Below are 16,034 nucleotides of genomic sequence, written 5' to 3'. Positions count from 1 at the left end.
GGTCAGGAGCGTTTGAGGCTGGCCAGGGTCTCGCGCTGGCAGCTGCGGTAGGCCGCCAGGGCCGCGCTGTCCAGTTCCGCCCCGGGCTCGGGGGCCAGCACGGCCGGATTGGCCTCGCTCAGGGCCTGGCGCTGCTGCCGCAGCCGCGCCTGCAGCCGCTGGCGCTCCTGGCGCTGCTCCGCCTGCCAGCGGGCCCGACGGGTCTGTTCCGCCTTCTGCCAGGCCTCCAGGGCCTGCTGGTGGCGTTCTAGCTCCAGCTCCTGGTCGCTGATGGTGAAGCGCTGCAGCGTGGCCGGATCGGGCGCCTGGGGGCGGGCCGTGGCCCGGTAGCGCAGCCGCTCCAGGTTCGCCAGCGCCGTCTCGGTGGCCGCCAGCGCGTCGGCCGCCTGCACCAGCGCCTCCTGGCCGGCCTCGCAGCGCTGCACCAGCGCATCGAGCTGGGTCTTCTCGGCGGTCGCCGCAGCCTGCAGGGCCTGCTCCTGGCGCAGGCGCTCGGCCTCCTTCTCCCGGTTCTGGCAGCCCGCCAGCCCAGCCGCCGCCAGCAGCAGGGCCAGGCCGAGGCTGGCCGCCGGCAGCCGGCGGTGGCGCCAGGGGGCGAAGGGGGCGGACAGGGGGCGCAAGGGCGGCAAGGCGTGAATGGAGAGCGTGAACGGAAACGCTAGGGGCCGCCCCGTTCTCCGGCGCCCCGCTCAGAGGCCGCCCGCACCAGCTGCGCCTCGGTGGCCTCGTACACCGCCTCCGCCTCCGCCGCGCTGCGGCCGATGCAGGTCATGCCCAGCTTGCCGAATTCCGACAGGCAGCCCAGCAGGTGGAACACGCTGCCGCGCAGCTGGGCCGGGTCGTAGTGCAGCCCCGCCTCGGCCACGATGTCGATCAGGTCGATCGGCAGCAGGCCCCGCAGCTGGGGTGAGCAGAGGTTGTCGGTGGCCCGGTAGAAGAGCGGCGTGCCGGTGGGCGAGCGGTAGAGCCCGTCGCCGGGCTCCAGGCGGCCGCTGGTGATCGCGTTCAGGGCCATGTAGGGATGGGTGGTGCCGCCCTGGCGCAGGTTGATCTCGATCGCCTGCAGGTCCCAGTGCTGCCCGAAGCGCCGGGCGATGAAGTCCACCGCGTAGCGCTCCAGCGCCCCTTCCTGGGCCAGGGCTTCCCCCACCCGGGCCCCATGGCGCATCAGCGCCTCCCGGTAGGGATCGGCCGCGGGGAAGCGACAGCCCAGGTAGGTCTGCCCGCCAGGGCCCCCCAGCACCTGCTCGTGGCTGGAGAGCACCTCCACCGCTCCCGGCCGGCCCCCTTCGCCGGGATGGATCGTGCCCTGCACGCTGGGGGAGCGCAGCTCCTCGCCCCCCTCCAGCCAGGCCTCCACCAGCGCCCCCTGCTCGGCCATCAGCTCCCGCCAGCGCGGGGAGGGCATCGGCAGGCTGTCGAGCGCGCTGCGCAGCCGCTGGCGCCGCTCCCGTGCCGACAGCTCCGCCAGCTGCAGCGGCTCCAGGGCCAACCGCGCGTTGCCTTCGCCGCTGAAGCCCTCGTTCAGCTTCACCACGCAGCTGCGCAGCTCCGGATGGGCTTCCCACAGCCCGGCGGTGGCCTCCGCCAGCTGCTCCAGATCGTGCACCGGCGCCGTGCCCGGCGGGTGGGGCACACCGCAGCGGGCGAACAGGGCCCGGCTGCCGGCCTTGCTGCCCCAGTGCAGCAGGTCGGGCGGGGTGCCCAGCAGCGGCACCTGCAGCCGTTCCGAGAGCTGGCGCTCCAGATCGCTCACCACGAAGCAGCTGATGAAGCTGCGGCCGGGGCGCAGCAGCTCGCCCATGCGCGCCAGCAGGGCCGGTCGCTCCAGCAGCTTGGCCGTGAGCGGCCGGCTGGAGGCGTCGTCGGTGTCGAACAGGTGCAGCCGCCGGCGGGCGTGGGAGGTGGGCACGCCGGGCAGCAGCTCCAGCACCGCATCCACCACCAGCTCCCCCAGGGGTTTGCTGCTGGCGTACAGCATCCGCACGCCCGGATGGCGCAGGCCGATCAGGGCGAACAGCTGCCGCTCCTCGTAGTGGTGGGAGCCGGTCACCAGATCCATCTGGGTCTGGTCCATCGAGAGGGACGGCACCATCAGCACGTCCACCTCCGGGCCCCGACCCTCGATCGTGTGGCCCCAGTCGGGCTGGAGCTGCCGCTGCAGCTCCCGGAAGCTGAGTGCCGCCATTGCGCTCCGTTCCGCGGCCCTGTCCTCCATGACCATGCTGCTCAGGCCGGGGCCCCCTGCCAAGCCGTCACCGCCTGCCAGGCCGTCACCGCGGCGGTGTGCGCCCTTGCCGGCGCCGCTACTTTGACTTCAGAGCCGTCGCGCCCCGCCGCCGTGCCCCGTCACCGCCCCCTGCACACGCTGTTCAAGGGCGGCGTCAGCTGCGCCGTCGGCGGGCTGGTGGCGGTGATGATCGACCAGGGGGTGCGGGTCCACCTGCGCCACGGCAACCACCAGATCGCCGCCGACAGCCTGCACATGCTCTGGGCGCCGGCCGTGTTCCTGCTGGTGGGCGCCCTGTTGCTCGGCCAGGGGCTGATCGACGTCCTCGCCCTGCTGGTGGCCGCCCTGCCCTGGCCACGCCGCTCCGCTCACCCGGGGCCCCCGGTGCGGCGGGCGCAGCGCTACGCGCCCGCCGCCGCCGCCCGGCCGCCGCTGCGGGCCGTGCCGGCCGCCCCCGATCCCTATCTGCAGGCCTGCCGTCACCTGGGGGTGGAGCCGGGCAGCAGCTGGCCCCAGATCCGCGCCGCCTGGCGCCGCAACGTGACCCGCTGGCACCCCGACGCCGGCGGCGATCCGGAGCTGTGGCACCAGCGCCTGGCCGCCTACCGGCTGCTGGAGGCCAGCCAGGGGCTCCGCCTCGACCTGGCCGCCTGAGCCGCTCCCGCCCTGGGTCGGGTCCTCAGGATCGGGTGCAGGAGGTCAGCCGCCAGGGGATCAGGCGCTGAACGCCTTGCGGCGCGGGATCGGGTAGGGGATGCGCCGGTGCCGCATCCGCTTCCACACCCGCACGAAGGCGCGGATCAGCAGCTCCAGCTCGGCCCGGCCGATGCCGCTGTTGTCCAGCTGGCCATCCCGCAGCCGGGCCTCCAGGATCCGCCGCACCATCTCCCGCGCCTCGGCCTCGTTGGTGCCGGGCGGCAGGGACCGCAGCGCCGCCTCGCAGCCGTCGGCCAGCATCAGGATCGCCGTCTCCCGGCTGCGGGGCCTGGGGCCGCGGTAGCGGAACAGCTGCTCCGGCACCGAGGGGTCCCGCTCGCGGGCCTGGTGGAAGAAGTAGCCCATCTTGAGGGTGCCCTGGTGCTCGGGGATGAAGTCGGCCAGGGGCCGCGGCAGGCGATAGCGCCGGGCCAGCTTCAGGCCCTCGTCCACGTGGGCCTGCAGGATCGCCGCGCTGGCGAAGGGGTCGTCGAGGCTGTCGTGGGGGTTGACCCCCTCCTCCTGGTTCTCGATGAACCACTGGGGGCCGTGCAGCTTGCCCACGTCGTGGTACAGCGACCCGGTGCGCACCAGATCCACATCGGCGCCGATGCTGCGGGCCCCCTCCTCCGCCAGCCCCGCGATCATCAGGGTGTGCTCGAACGTGCCCGGCGCCTCGCAGGAGAGACGCCGCAGCAGCGGCCGTTCCAGATCGGCCAGCTCCAGCAGCCGCGTGCGTGTCATCAGCCCGAAGAACGTCTCCACCAGCGGCGCCAGCAGCAGGCCGGCCATCAGCAGGCCGCCCAGCAGCAGGGCCTCGCTCAGCAGGTCGAACTGGCCGGGCTCGCCGCGGCCCTGCAGCAGCAGCCACTGCAGCAGAACGGCTCCGGCCGGCAGCAGCACCGCCAGCTGCAGCAGTTCCGCCCGGGTGCGCTGGCGGCCCGCCAGCACCGCCGCCACCGCCGCGGTGCCGGCGGCCAGCAGCAGCCGCAGCCCCAGCAGGCCACTCAGGGGGATGGGCCACAGCAGGGTGGCGGCCGCCAGCCAGGCCAGCCCGCAGGCCGTGCCCAGCCCCTGGGCCAGCAGCAGGGTGGGCGGCACCAGCAGCACCATCGGGCTGGCCAGCTGGTTCAGCCACAGGTGCAGCCCCTGCACCGCCAGCAGGGTGCCCAGGGCCAGCATCGCCTGGCGCGGTTCCAGGCTGCTGCGCCAGCGCCGCAGCAGCAGCACCATCGTGCCGGCGACGGCCAGGCTCTCGAGGAAGTGGCCCAGCCAGGCCAGGGGCCGCGGCCGCCGGTTCACCAGCCCGAAGTGATCGAGCACATCGAAGGCCTGGGGATTGATCGGCTCGCCCTGGTGCACCACCAGGTCGCCTTGCTCCACGGCGATGGTGGGGATGCCCTGCTGGCTGATCAGGGCCTCGATGCGCCGCTGGCTCAGGGCCGGATCGCTGCGCAGGTTGGTGTGGCCCTGCAGGGTCTGCACCAGCAGGCGGGCCCCGAGGCTGCGGCCCTGGTCGGAGAGGTTCTCCAGCTGCATCGTGGCCGCCTCCACCAGCTGCCCTTCGGACAGCCCCGGGGCCAGCCCTTGGCTGAGCATGCGCAGCTGGGCCTGGCGCACCTCCCGCGCCCAGGCCGTGAACTGCAGGCTGTCGAGCCCCCGCAGCCAGCGCCGCTGGCCCTCCGTGAGGGTCACCGGCTCCACGCGCGGCTGGTCGGTGACCAGCAGCTGCTCGATCGCCTTGATCTGCTGATCCAGCGAGCGACGCAGCCGTTCACTCGCCTGCTGGTCCACCACCTGCACCGTGGTGCGGGGCAGCATCTGCTGGCGCCGTTCCTCCAGGGCGGTGCTGTCCACCACCTCGGCGGCCTCCGGTGCCCGCACCGTGAAGGGGGCCAGCATGCCGGGGCGCAGGTTCGGCTCCGCCAGCCAGCGCCAGCTGCTGAGCAGCGCCACCAGGGCGCACACCACCAGCACCGCCGCCGCGTCCCGCAGCCGCCACCAGGCGGCAGGCTGGCGCGGCCGCTCGGCGCGGAGCCACTGCCGCCAGAGGCGACGCAGCCGGCGGAGGATGGGGATCGTCGACAGCCGCCAGCCCATGCATCGACGCTAGCGACCACGGCCCCGCCGGCAGGGCGGCTGCGGCCTGGCGTTGCAAGCTGGAGACGGGTCTCTCCCCCACGGCAGCCCGACCCATCTCCCCAGGCCACCGCCACCCCACACCCCAGCACCGCTCCATGGCCATCCGTCTTGATGGGCGCCAGCTCGCCGGCCTGATCGAGCAGCGCCTCGCCGCCGTGGTCGGCGCCCGCCAGGCGGCGGTGGGCAGGCCGCCGGGTCTCGCCGTGCTGCGGGTGGGGGACGACCCCGCCAGCGGCGTGTACGTGGCCAACAAGGAAAAGGCCTGTGGCCGCGTGGGCATCCACAGCCTCGGCTCCCATCTGCCCGCCACCACCAGTGCCGCGGAGGTGCGGGCCACGATCGAGCGGCTCAATGCCGACCCGGCGGTGGACGGCATCCTGCTGCAGCTGCCGCTGCCGGCCGGCCTCGAGGCCGCCCCGCTGCTGCTGGCCATGGACCCGGAGAAGGACGCCGACGGCCTCCACACCCTCAACCTCGGCCGGCTGCTCAAGGGGGAGCCCGGGCCCCGCAGCTGCACCCCCGCCGGCGTGATGGCGCTGCTCGACCACCAGGGGGTGGAGCTGGCCGGCCGGCGGGCGGTGGTGGTGGGCCGCAGCATCCTGGTGGGTCAGCCCATGGCCCTGATGCTGCAGGCCGCCGATGCCACCGTGACGGTGGCCCACTCCCGCACCCGCGACCTCGAGGCCCTCTGCCGCCAGGCCGACGTGCTGGTGGTGGCGGCGGGCCGCCCCCGCATGATCGGGGCCGAGCACGTGCAGCCCGGAGCGGTGGTGGTGGATGTGGGCATCCACCGCAAGCCGGAAGGGGGACTCTGCGGCGATGTGCGCTTCGAGGAGGTGGAGCCGCTGGCGGCGGCGATCACGCCGGTGCCCGGCGGCGTCGGCCCGATGACCGTGACCATGCTGCTGGTGAACACGCTGGTGGCCTGGTGCCGCCGCCATGGCCTCGACCACGGCCTGGCTGATCTGGTGGTCTGACGGCGCAGGGGCTCAGCGCTGCCGCTTCAGCTGCCGCTTGAGCCCACGTTTCAGCCGCTGCAGCAGCCCGGCCGGCTGGGGCGCCTCGCCCAGCAGCTGGCTGCCCTGGGCCGCGATCGCCGCCAGTTCGCCCCGCAGGCGGTTGCGCTCCTGCGCCCCGAGCTGCTCGGCATTCAGCCGGCTGAGCAGCTTGCGGCTCTGGCGCAGGGCCTTGAACAGCCGCTGGGGGCTCTGCTCCTGGCGCAGCTCCACCCGCAGCGTGTCCAGCACCTCCTGCACCGCCAGGGCCCGGGGCCTTCGCTGCCCTGGCGCGCCCGCCCGCCGGGCCACACCCCGCAGCCAGGCCTTCGGCAGGGTCCGCAGCGGCGCGGCCATTCCGGCGTCGTCGCCCGGATCGGGCCCCTCCCCGTCCCGCCCGCTGCCCAGCCCCCAGTCCTGCCCCAGCCGCAGCAGCGCCTCCACGGGCATCGAGGGCGCCACCGGGGCGCTGAAGGGAAAGTGCTTGGCCATCCCGGCATCCAGTTCCCGGCGCTGGTCGATCAGCAGGAAGCCCAGCTGCCGCCAGGCGCCCTGCAGGCGAGGCGGGAGGGCATCCAGCTGGGCCGTCAGCCCGGTGAACAGGGGCTCGGCGTCGCCCACGCTGGAATAGCGCCTGGGCTGCCCCAGAACGTCCTCCAGGTAGGCCTCCGCCAGGGCCAGTTCCGCCAGTTCCCGCTCCAGCTGGGCCGGATCCCCCAGCCGGTAGGCCTCCTGGATCCAGTCGTCCGCCAGGCCGAGGCGCTGGTGCTGCTCCCGCAGCTTCAGGCGCCGCTCCACCCAGCCGTAGGCCAGCTTGGTTTCGGGCGCCATCTGCAGGCTCGCCTCGAGGAACTCGAGATCGGCCCGGCTCACCTCCGGCGGCAGGATCGCCACCAGGGGTTCGTGGAAGCGGGCGTAGCGCTTGGGATCCTCCGCCAGCAGGCTGCGCATCGCCGCCAGCCGCCGGTTGCCGTTGATCACCACCCCGTCGGCGTCCACCAGCAGCGGCTCGGTCTGCACCGCCAGCCGCCGCAGCTCCTGCAGGATCGGCCCCCGGGCATCGCCGGCCTTGGTGAGCAGCAGGCTGTGCAGCAGGGCCTGGGTGTCGGGCCGGTCCTCCTCGCTGTGGAGCCGCCGCAGGCGGGCGGGGTCATCGCCGAGCCGTTCCTCCAGGTCGGCCAGCAGCCGGCCGTTGTCCACCCGGTACACCAGCAGCTCCTGGGCCAGGGGCGCCGCCGGCACCGTGCGGGCGCCGTCATGGAGCGTCACCCAGTGGTCGCGCACGGCCGTGGCGGCGGCGGCGGCGATCCGTTCGCGGCGCCGGGCCGCGGGGAGCAGGGAAGGCAGGGCCATGGTGCAGCCGTTGCGGTGCGGGTTCAGTGTCACCCACGTCCCCTGGCCCGCGGCCCGTGCTCCCGGCCCGGTCTTGCCGAGTGTGTGGCCTGGGCCATCGGCGCCGGCCAGCGCGGCTTCGCCTGAGAGAATCCCCGCAGATCCCATCTCCCCATGACCGCGGCGGTGCGCACGACCTCCGGCAACGCCGCCGGCGGCGACCCAGTGATCAGCGGCACCCAGGCCCCGGCCGGGTTCGATTTCCCCGCCTACCTGGAGGCCGCCCGCCTGAGGGTGGAGGCGGCGCTCGATGCTGCCCTCGGGCCGGAACGGCCGGAGTCGCTGCGGGAGGCGATGCGCTACTCCCTGCTGGCCGGTGGCAAGCGTCTGAGGCCCATCCTCTGCCTGGCGGCCTGTGAGCTGGCCGGCGGGGAGAGCGAGCGGGCCATGCCCACGGCCGTGGCCCTGGAGATGATCCACACCATGTCGTTGATCCATGACGACCTGCCCGCCATGGACGACGACGATCTGCGCCGCGGCCGGCCCACCAACCACAAGGTGTACGGCGAGGCCAACGCCATCCTCGCCGGCGACGCCCTGCTCACCCGCGCCTTCGAGATGGTGGCCCTGCGCAGTTCGGGGGTGCCGCCGGAGCGGCTGCTGGCGGTGGTGGGGGAGCTCTCCCTGGCTTCCGGGGCCCCCGGCCTGGTGGGCGGCCAGGTGGTGGATCTGGAGTGCGAGGGCAAGACCGTGGACCTCGACACCCTCGAGTACATCCACCTGCACAAGACCGGTGCCCTGCTGCGGGCCTGCGTGCTCTGCGGGGCCCTGATCGCCGGAGCCCCCGACGCCCTGCTCACCGCCCTGCGCACCTACGCCCGCGGCATCGGCCTGGCCTTCCAGATCATCGACGACATCCTGGATGTCACCGCCAGCAGCGAGGTGCTGGGCAAGACCGCTGGCAAGGATCTCACCGCCGACAAGACCACCTACCCCAAGCTGCTCGGGCTGGAGGAATCGCGCCAGCGGGCCCAGGCCCTGGTGCTGGAGGCCAAGGAGGCCCTGGCCCCCTTCGCCGCCGGAGGGCGCGCGGCGCCCCTGCTGGCCCTGGCCGACTACATCACCAGCCGTGACCGATGAGGGGAGTGCCGGGTCTGCTCAGCGCTCCCCATGACAGCCAGCCCCTGGTGGCGTTGCTCAGCAACGACGCCCTCTGGTGGGGCCTGGCGGCCTGCGGGCTGGCCCAGCTCTCCAAGCTGGCGATCGAACTGCTGGTGCACCGCCGCTGGCGGCCCGCCGTGCTGTTCGAAACCGGCGGCATGCCCTCCAGCCACTCCGCCCTGCTCACCGGCACCACGGCGGCGATCGGCTGGCAGCAGGGCTTTGCCGATCCCCTCTTCGCCCTGGCGGCCACCCTCTGCTTCGTGGTGCTCTACGACGCCTCCGGCGTGCGCCGCGCCGCCGGCCTCACGGCCCAGCGGGTGAATGGCCTGCCCGAGCGCCTGTGGGAGCCGTCCCAGCCGGAGCCGTCCCAGCTGCGGAAGCCGCTCAAGGAGAACCTGGGCCACACCCGCCTGGAGGTGCTGATCGGCAGCCTGATGGGGCCAGCCATCGCCCTGCCCGGGCTGGTGCTGCTCGGTTCGCCGCTGGACCTGGCCCAGCGCTGGGGTCTGCCGCTGCCCTTCCCCCTGGCCTGAGCCACCCGTTTGGGCCCCTCCTCCCCCTCCCCGCCCCTCCCGTTGACGCCCGGCCAGCTGCAGGCCAGCGAGCGCTTCGCCGCCTGGCTGGCCCAGCCGGCCGAGGGGGTGCCCTTCGTGCTCAGTGGCTACGCCGGCACCGGCAAGACCTTCCTCTCCATGGCCTTCCTGGCCCAGGTGGAAGCCCGCGGCCTGTGCTGGACCGTGGTGGCTCCCACCCACAAGGCCGTGGGGGTGCTGCGCAGCCATCTGGCCCGCGCCGGCCTCATGCCCACCTGGTATCCCTCCACGATCCACCGGCTGCTGCGGCTCAAGCTGCGGCGCCAGGGCGATCGGGAGCGCTGCGAGGAGACGGAGCAGACCGCCGGCGCCCTCGAACATCTGGGCCTGGTGCTGATCGACGAGGCCTCGATGGTGGACACCACCCTGCTGGAGATCGCCCTGCGCTGCGCTCATCCCTTCCGCACCCGGCTGGTGTTCGTGGGGGATCCGGCCCAGCTGCCGCCGGTGGGGGAGCCCAGCAGCGCCGTATTCAGCCTCGGCAGGGCGGCCACGGCCCACCTCACCGAAGTGGTGCGCCATCAGGGGCCGGTGCTGCGGCTGGCGCGGGGCATCCGCGAGCAGGTGCTCCCCTGCCGCCTGCCCCCCGAGCTCCCGCCGGTGCGCGCCGCCGCCGGCGAGGTGGCGCTGCTGCGGCGGCCCCAGTGGCTGGAGGCCGCCCAGGAGGCCCTGCGCCGCAGCGTGGCGGCGGACGATCCCGACCAGGCCCGCATCCTCTGCTACACCAACCGCTCGCTGGAGCAGCTGGTGCCGATCGCCCGCCGGGCCCTGCACGGCGCCATGGCCGACCAGCTGCCGGTGCTTCCCGGCGAGGTGCTGATCACCCGCAGCGCCGTGATGGCCCCGGCCTGCCGCGAAGGGGAGGAGGCCGGGGAGGAGCCCGACATGGTGCTTGGCTCCAACCGGGAGGTGGTGGTGCGCGATGTCACCCCCGAGCGCTGCGATCTGGCCGAGTTCGGGCTCACCGGCGCCGATCTGGGCGGCGCCGCCGTGCCGGTGATCGCCACCCTCAATGCCGCGGTGGACAGCGGCGACAGCCAGCTCAACCTGCGGCTGCTGCCCCCCCTGGGCTCCTCCGACCGGGCCGCGATCGAGGCGGTGCTGACCCAGCTGCGCCAGCAGGCCCGCCTGGCGGGGAAGCAGGCGGGCCGGGCCCTGTGGCGCCGCTTCTTCCTGCTCCGGGATGCCTTCGCGGCCCTGGGCCCCGCTGCGGTGCTCACCGTCCACCGCAGCCAGGGCAGCACCTTCGGCCAGGTGTTCGTGGACGGGGATGTGTTCCTGCCCCGCGATCCCCTGCTGCGGCGCCAGCTGCTCTATGTGGCCGTGAGCCGGGCCAGCACCTCGGTGGCGCTGGTGGCCCGGGCCACAGCCGATGTCCGCTCCGACGGCGAAGAGCAGGCGCTGTGGGCCCGCTGGCTGGAGGACGGGAACGGGGCCTAGAGCTGCAGCTGCAGGCCCTCGATTCCCTGCCAGCCCAGGTACACCGCCAGGGCCAGGCTCACCAGCCCCACCACGGCATCACCGCGGGCCAGCAGCCAGCTTTTCCCCCGCTGCAGCTGCGGCAGCATGCGCTCGGGGCCCAGCAGCAGCAGAGCCAGCAGCGGCCCCAGCAGCAGCAGGCCGCTCGTGAGGCTGAACAGCACGGTGGCCCCGATCTCCTGGGCCGGAGCCAGCCCGGCCTCCAGCACACTGGCGGCCGTCCTGGCGAACAGGAACAGGTCGTCGGGGCTGGCGATCTGGAAGGCCGAACTGAGCAGCAGCAGCAGAGGCAGGGGCAGGGCGCAGAAGCGGTCGAGCTTGTCGGCCCAGCCCGGTGTACCGCCTTCGGCGCTGCGGCCCAGCAGTTCCCGCAGCCCCAGGGCCAGCAGCCCGCCGGCCGCGATCAGGTCGAGGCCGGTGCGGTGGGCGCTGCCCCGCTCCATGGTGAGCAGCAGCCCGTGCCCCACCGTGAGCAGGCCGGCCACCACCAGGCCGCTGGTGGCCAGCCAGGCCAGCACGAACCCACTGCCTCGCAGCCGGGGCTTCTCCCCCAGCAGCACCAGCAGCAGCAGCACGATGTGGGCGGGGGAAAGGGCCACCGCCAGCCCGAAGGCCGCCAGCTCCCCCACCAGATGGGGCGTGGAGCCATGCACGGCGGCCAGCGTCATCAGCGGCGCACCTCGAACCAGTCCTCTCCCGTGGTGCCCACGGGCAGGGTGCTCACGCAGCGCACCTCGGCGTGGGGAGGGCCGATCTCACACCAGAGCCGCAGGTCATTGAGCTGCTGGCTGCCGCCCTCGGCCTCCAGCTCCACCCGGCCGTCGGGGAGGTTGCGCACCCAGCCGCCCAGGCCGAGATCCTGGGCGCGGGCGCAGCAGGCGGCCCGGTAGCCCACCCCCTGCACCCTGCCCTCCACGATCAGGCGCCAGCGCTCGACCGGAGCCCTGGATCCGGCAGCGCCCGCACTGACATCGCGCCGCTGGCCGGTGCCGGAGCGGCGTTCGCGGCTGCGGCGGCCAGCCGGAGTGGAATCCGCGGGCATCCAGCCCAGTGAAGATGCAGCCAGCTGGCGTGCAGGGTCGGTGTGGTCCATCCTTCGCTCCGGCGGGGGCTGCCCCAGCCTTCAAGCTGCCACAGCTCACCCCCGCCCGTCACGGTCTCCAGCTGCCAGCGGTGGAACTCATGGCCGCGGAAGCACTCGCCCCGGCGCACCAGCAGGCCGTCACCGCAGGCCTGGGCCTCGCGGTAGCCCAGGCTGAGGGCCCCGCGCCGTGCCGCGAACGGCAGCACCCCCGCCATCGGGTGCGCCCGCCCGGCCGGATCGCACAGGCTTTCGCCCAGCAGCAGCAGACCGCCGCACTCCGCCGCGATCGGCAGCCCCGCCCGCGCCGCCTGGCGCAGCGCCCCGAGGCTGCGACGGGCGGCCGCCAGCCCGGCCGCATGGAGTTCCGGATACCCCCCCGGCAGCAGCAGGGCCCTGGAGCCCGCCGGCAGCGGCTCATCGGCCAGGGGGCTCCAGGGCCGCGGATCCAGGCCGACGCCCCGCAGCAGTTCCTCCGCTTCCGGGTAGCGGAAGTGGAAGGCGGCGTCCTGGGCCACCGCGATCGGCAGCGGCTCCGAGGCCGAGCTCCGGGCCGCGGTTGGGGAGATGGGCAGCGATCCGAGCAGCCAGGCGATCGGATCCCCATGCTCTTGACCGTTTTCATGCCCGTGCCCTGGCCCGGAGCCGCTGGCCGGGGCCGCCGGGGCCAGCAGGGGCCAGAGACGCTCCAGATCCAGATGGCGCTCCGCCAGCGCCGCCCAGGCCTGCTGGCGCTCCGGCAGGTCGGCCTGCTCCTGGGGCGGCAGCAGCCCCAGATGGCGCGACGGCCACTCCAGCACCGGATCGCTGGGCAGCACGCCCAGCAGGGGCACGGCAATGGCCTCGAGGGCTTCCGCCAGCAGCTGCCGGTGGCGTTCGCTGCCCACCCGGTTCAGCACCACCCCGGCCAGACGCACCGGCGGCGGGCCATGGTCGCGGAAGCCCCGCACCAGCGCCGCCAGTGAGCCGGCCTGGCGGGAGGCCTCCACCACCAGCACCACCGGCAGATCCAGCAGGGCTGCCACCGCCGCTGAGCTGCCCTCACTGCCGGGTCCTCGCCCATCGAACAGGCCCATCACCCCCTCCACCACCGCCAGATCGGCCCGGCTGCCGTGCCACTGGAAGCAGCGCCGCACCCAGGGCTCGCCACAGAGCAGGGGGTCGAGATTGCGGCAGGTGAGCCCGCTCACCTGGCTGAGCAGCTGGGGATCGAGATAGTCGGGCCCCACCTTGAAGGGCTGCAGCCGCAGGCCCCGCCGCCGGGCCAGGGCCGCCAGGCTGAGGGTGAGCAGGGTCTTGCCGCTGCCGCTGCAGGGGGCCGCGATCAGGCAGGGCAAGGGCTGAAGGTGCGCAGGGCGGTGAGGTGCGGGGCGCTAGCTGGGGAGCAGCTTGGCAGCGATCGGCGCCGCGGCCGCCAGCAGCGGATTGGTGGTGTCGTGGCCGCCGGAGAGGAGGCGGGCCAGCTCCTCCTCCTCGCTCTCGTTCGGCAGCGGCACCACATCCTCCGCCAGTTCCATCGAGGCCATGCCGCCGGCCTCCAGCCGCATGCAGCCCCCGGATTCGGAGCAGAGGATCACGCACAGCGGCGGCCGCCCCTCCGGGGCGCAGATCAGGCGCAGGCCCACCAGCGCCCCCGGGTGGATCTTGGGGCTGCCCACCGGCACGGGCATGAGCCGGAACTGCAGCGCCGAGCCATCGCGGCGGCGGAACTCGGCCCCGATCCCCTTCTCCCGGCGGGTGCCGGCCCAGTCGGTCTCCACGCCATAGGACTCCACCAGCTCCCAGCCGAGCCGGTCGGCCAGCCAGGCCGCCAGCAGCAGGCCCTTGAGCGGATGGTCGCCCTCCACGTCGATGTCCAGCTGCACCACGTGATCAAGGGCGTTGCGGCGGGACGGCGGATCGAACACCATCGCCAGCGACTCGCGCCAGCTGCGCAGCCGCAGCCAGTTGAGGTCGTTCACGGCCTGGCCGCTGGCGATCCGGTCCACCAGCACGTCGATGCAGCGGCGCGGCTGGCCCAGGGAGCTGTCCACCACCAGCCGGCGCGGCGGCGGTGCCAGGGCCTCCAGCAGTTCCGGCGCCTCGTCGAGGCTGCTGTTCCACCACACCCAGCAGGGCAGGTCGTCGCTGATCAGGGGCAGCACCAGATCGAGCTTGCTCTTGAGCACCTCCCGGCCGCCCCGCAGCACCACCACGTCACCGCAGGCCGGTCCGCCGCCGCCCTCGTCCGGCAGGGGGCAGTAGGCCGCCACCAGGGTTTCCAGCGGCCGCGCTTCATCCAGGGTGGGGGCCAGGGTGATCAGCCGCCGCGGCATGTGGGCGCTGATGGCTCCATCCACGAACTGGCCGCGCAGATCCTCCGCCCTGGCATCCCCCGGCTGCTGGCCCAGCCGCCAGGCCAGCCGCTGGTCCATCACCGCCGTGCTGAAGGGCAGGTCCAGGGCCGGCACGGCCTCCTTGGCGGCGGCGATCAGGTCATGGTCGAGCAGGCCGGTGAGGGGGCCGCTCACCCGGCCGGTGCGGATCAGATGCTGCTGCAGCCAGGAGGGCTCGTACACCACCAGGCTGAAGGTGGCGGCGCCGCTGGTGTGCTGCAGATCCTCCCCCCACAGCTTTTCCAGGTAGGGAACCACATCGGACGGGGGCAGGGCCGTGGGGGCCTGGAGCGTGAGCTGGGCGGACATCAGCGGGGGCTGGCGGTGGGTGGGGAAGGGGGCATTGAGGCGAAGGGAGCTCAGGGCCGACGCCAGACCAGGTCGTCGTCGGCCAGCAGGTTGTCGGCGGCGGCCGGGCCCCAGGTGCGGGCCTCGTAGGGATGCACCGGCAGCTGCCAGGGCGATTCCTCCAGCACCTCCAGCAGCGGGGTGTAGAGCCTCCAGGCCGCTTCCACTTCGTCGCTGCGGGTGTAGAGGGTGGGTTCCCCCAGCATGGCGTCGGCCAGCAGCCGCACGTAGCCCTCGTCGCTCGGTTCGCCGAAGGAGTCGTCGTAGCTGAAGGCCATGTCCACCGGGCGGCTGCGCATGCCGGAACCGGGGGCCTTCACCTCGAACTTGATCTCCGCCCCCTCATCGGGCTGGATGCGCAGGATCAGCTGGTTGGGCGTGGGGGCGCCGGCCGCGGCGTCGAACAGGTGCACCGGCGCCTCCCGGAAGGTGAGCACCACCTCCGACAGCCGCTTGGGCAGGCGCTTGCCGGTGCGCAGGTAGAACGGCACCCCCTGCCAGCGCCAGTTGTTGATGAACAGCTTCATGGCCACGTAGGTCTCCGTGGTGCTGTTCGGGTCCACCCCCGGCTCCTCCCGGTACCCGGCGATCGGACTGCTGCGGCTGCCGCCGGGGCCGTACTGCCCCCGCACGCAGCACTTCCAGGGTTCACCGGGGTTGGCCAGCTGGGCGGCCTGCAGCACCTTGGCCTTCTCGTTGCGGATCGCCTCGGCGTCGAAGCGGCCGGGGGGTTCCATGGTGGTGAGAGCGAGCATCTGGGTGAGGTGGTTCTGCACCATGTCCCGCAGGGCACCGGAGGTTTCGTAGTAGCCGGCACGCTCCTCCACGCCCACCGTCTCGGCCGCTGTGATCTGCACGTTGGCGATGTAGTTGCGGTTCCAGATCGGCTCGAAGATGGTGTTGGCGAAGCGGAGCACCAGGATGTTCTGGACCGTTTCCTTGCCCAGGTAGTGGTCGATCCGGAAGATCTGCTTCTCCTTGGCGCAGCCCAGCACCACCCGGTTCAGATCCTGGGCGCTGGCGTAGTCGGTGCCGAAGGGCTTCTCGATCACCACCCGGCTGCGGTCCGGGTCGCTGAGCAGGCCGGCCGCGGCCAGGGCGCGGGTGCCGCTGCCGTAGAAGGCGGGCGACACCGAGAGATAGAAGGTGCGGTTGCCCCGCGTGGCGCGGGCCCGGTCGATGGCATCGAGCCGCTCGCCCAGCTGCACGATCGTGGCCGGATTGGAGAGGTCGGCGGGCTCGTAGAACAGCCCGGCCGCGAACTGCTCCCAGGCCTGGGGATCGGCGGCGATCGCGTCGGCCAGGGAAGCGGCCATGCGGGAACGGAATTCCTCGTCGCTCCAGGGCCGCCGGGCACACCCCAGCACGGCGAACTCGCTGGGTAGGCGCCGCTGGCGGTACAGCTCGAACAGGGCCGGCACCAGCTTGCGATGGGTGAGGTCTCCACTGGCGCCGAAGATCACGATGATCTGCGGCGGGATCACCCGTTCCTGGCGGAGACCCACCCGCAACGGGTTGGTGAGAACGGCGGCCATGGAGCACAGGCTGACCCCTCTGGTTTAACGGCGCCGGCGGGCTTTCCCATGCCCCCGGTGGCTT

The 16,034-nt window shown here is 73.5% G+C and carries 14 protein-coding genes; 5 read left to right on the top strand and 9 right to left on the bottom strand.

What is annotated here, in order from left to right; translation table 11 throughout:
- Positions 1 to 2: 2 nt before the first annotated feature.
- Together CPCC7001_RS05535 and CPCC7001_RS05530 are read right to left on the bottom strand one after the other, a co-directional pair.
- The gene (locus tag CPCC7001_RS05535; protein ID WP_006910559.1) at positions 3 to 620 is read right to left on the bottom strand and encodes a hypothetical protein; all 618 of its coding nucleotides are present in this window, start codon (positions 618 to 620) and stop codon (positions 3 to 5) included.
- Positions 621 to 658: 38 nt separating this feature from the next.
- Positions 659 to 2,188, bottom strand: a complete 1,530-nt coding sequence (locus tag CPCC7001_RS05530; protein WP_006910597.1) for a peptide ligase PGM1-related protein — start codon at positions 2,186 to 2,188, stop codon at positions 659 to 661.
- Between the two features lie 153 nt (positions 2,189 to 2,341).
- Between CPCC7001_RS05530 and CPCC7001_RS05525 the strand changes: the two genes are divergently transcribed.
- Positions 2,342 to 2,884, top strand: a complete 543-nt coding sequence (locus CPCC7001_RS05525; RefSeq protein ID WP_006909192.1) for a J domain-containing protein — start codon at positions 2,342 to 2,344, stop codon at positions 2,882 to 2,884.
- Between the two features lie 60 nt (positions 2,885 to 2,944).
- On the opposite strand, the gene CPCC7001_RS05520 is transcribed toward CPCC7001_RS05525, so the two are convergent.
- Positions 2,945 to 5,026 (bottom strand): HDIG domain-containing metalloprotein, encoded by a 2,082-nt coding sequence (locus tag CPCC7001_RS05520; protein ID WP_006911617.1) that lies wholly within the window; start codon positions 5,024 to 5,026, stop codon positions 2,945 to 2,947.
- A gap of 137 nt (positions 5,027 to 5,163) precedes the next feature.
- Between CPCC7001_RS05520 and folD the strand changes: the two genes are divergently transcribed.
- Positions 5,164 to 6,045, top strand: coding sequence for a bifunctional methylenetetrahydrofolate dehydrogenase/methenyltetrahydrofolate cyclohydrolase FolD (folD, locus tag CPCC7001_RS05515; RefSeq protein ID WP_006909781.1), 882 nt, complete (start codon positions 5,164 to 5,166; stop codon positions 6,043 to 6,045).
- Between the two features lie 12 nt (positions 6,046 to 6,057).
- Here the strand turns inward: folD and CPCC7001_RS05510 are convergent, their stop codons facing one another.
- Positions 6,058 to 7,416, bottom strand: a complete 1,359-nt coding sequence (locus CPCC7001_RS05510) for a hypothetical protein (RefSeq protein WP_006911439.1) — start codon at positions 7,414 to 7,416, stop codon at positions 6,058 to 6,060.
- Positions 7,417 to 7,569: 153 nt separating this feature from the next.
- On the opposite strand from CPCC7001_RS05510, the gene crtE reads away from it, so the two are divergent.
- Genes crtE through CPCC7001_RS05495 form a run of 3 tightly spaced genes read left to right on the top strand, consistent with a single transcriptional unit; the run spans position 7,570 to position 10,592 of the window.
- Positions 7,570 to 8,535, top strand: coding sequence for a geranylgeranyl diphosphate synthase CrtE (gene crtE, locus CPCC7001_RS05505; protein WP_006910604.1), 966 nt, complete (start codon positions 7,570 to 7,572; stop codon positions 8,533 to 8,535).
- Positions 8,532 to 9,092: a divergent PAP2 family protein gene (locus CPCC7001_RS05500; RefSeq protein ID WP_083782582.1), complete on the top strand. Its 561-nt coding sequence runs from the start codon at positions 8,532 to 8,534 to the stop codon at positions 9,090 to 9,092. Before crtE ends, CPCC7001_RS05500 begins: the two co-directional genes overlap by 4 nt.
- Before the next feature lie 42 nt (positions 9,093 to 9,134).
- Entirely contained in the window at positions 9,135 to 10,592 is a 1,458-nt protein-coding gene (locus CPCC7001_RS05495; RefSeq protein ID WP_006910350.1) for an ATP-dependent RecD-like DNA helicase, read from the top strand.
- Here CPCC7001_RS05495 and CPCC7001_RS05490 read toward each other — a convergent pair.
- Genes CPCC7001_RS05490 through zwf form a run of 5 tightly spaced genes read right to left on the bottom strand, consistent with a single transcriptional unit; the run spans position 10,589 to position 15,970 of the window.
- On the bottom strand, positions 10,589 to 11,299 hold the full coding sequence (locus CPCC7001_RS05490; RefSeq protein WP_006909040.1) for a GAP family protein: 711 nt from the start codon (positions 11,297 to 11,299) through the stop codon (positions 10,589 to 10,591). The genes CPCC7001_RS05495 and CPCC7001_RS05490 overlap by 4 nt on opposite strands.
- Positions 11,299 to 11,547: an acylphosphatase gene (locus CPCC7001_RS05485; protein ID WP_006911386.1), complete on the bottom strand. Its 249-nt coding sequence runs from the start codon at positions 11,545 to 11,547 to the stop codon at positions 11,299 to 11,301. Before CPCC7001_RS05485 ends, CPCC7001_RS05490 begins: the two co-directional genes overlap by 1 nt.
- Positions 11,548 to 11,549: 2 nt before the next feature.
- Positions 11,550 to 13,049, bottom strand: a complete 1,500-nt coding sequence (locus CPCC7001_RS05480) for a cobyrinate a,c-diamide synthase (RefSeq protein ID WP_006910414.1) — start codon at positions 13,047 to 13,049, stop codon at positions 11,550 to 11,552.
- A 36-nt stretch (positions 13,050 to 13,085) separates the two neighbouring features.
- Positions 13,086 to 14,396, bottom strand: coding sequence for a glucose-6-phosphate dehydrogenase assembly protein OpcA (locus CPCC7001_RS05475; protein WP_006910053.1), 1,311 nt, complete (start codon positions 14,394 to 14,396; stop codon positions 13,086 to 13,088).
- Between the two features lie 50 nt (positions 14,397 to 14,446).
- Entirely contained in the window at positions 14,447 to 15,970 is a 1,524-nt protein-coding gene (gene zwf, locus CPCC7001_RS05470) for a glucose-6-phosphate dehydrogenase (RefSeq protein WP_006910241.1), read from the bottom strand.
- Between the last annotated feature and the right edge of the window lie 64 nt (positions 15,971 to 16,034).

Source organism: Cyanobium sp. PCC 7001 (genome assembly GCF_000155635.1).
Taxonomy (GTDB): domain Bacteria; phylum Cyanobacteriota; class Cyanobacteriia; order PCC-6307; family Cyanobiaceae; genus NIES-981.
Note: the sequence above shows the minus strand (reverse complement) of the source record. Positions and strands in the feature narration are given on the sequence as shown.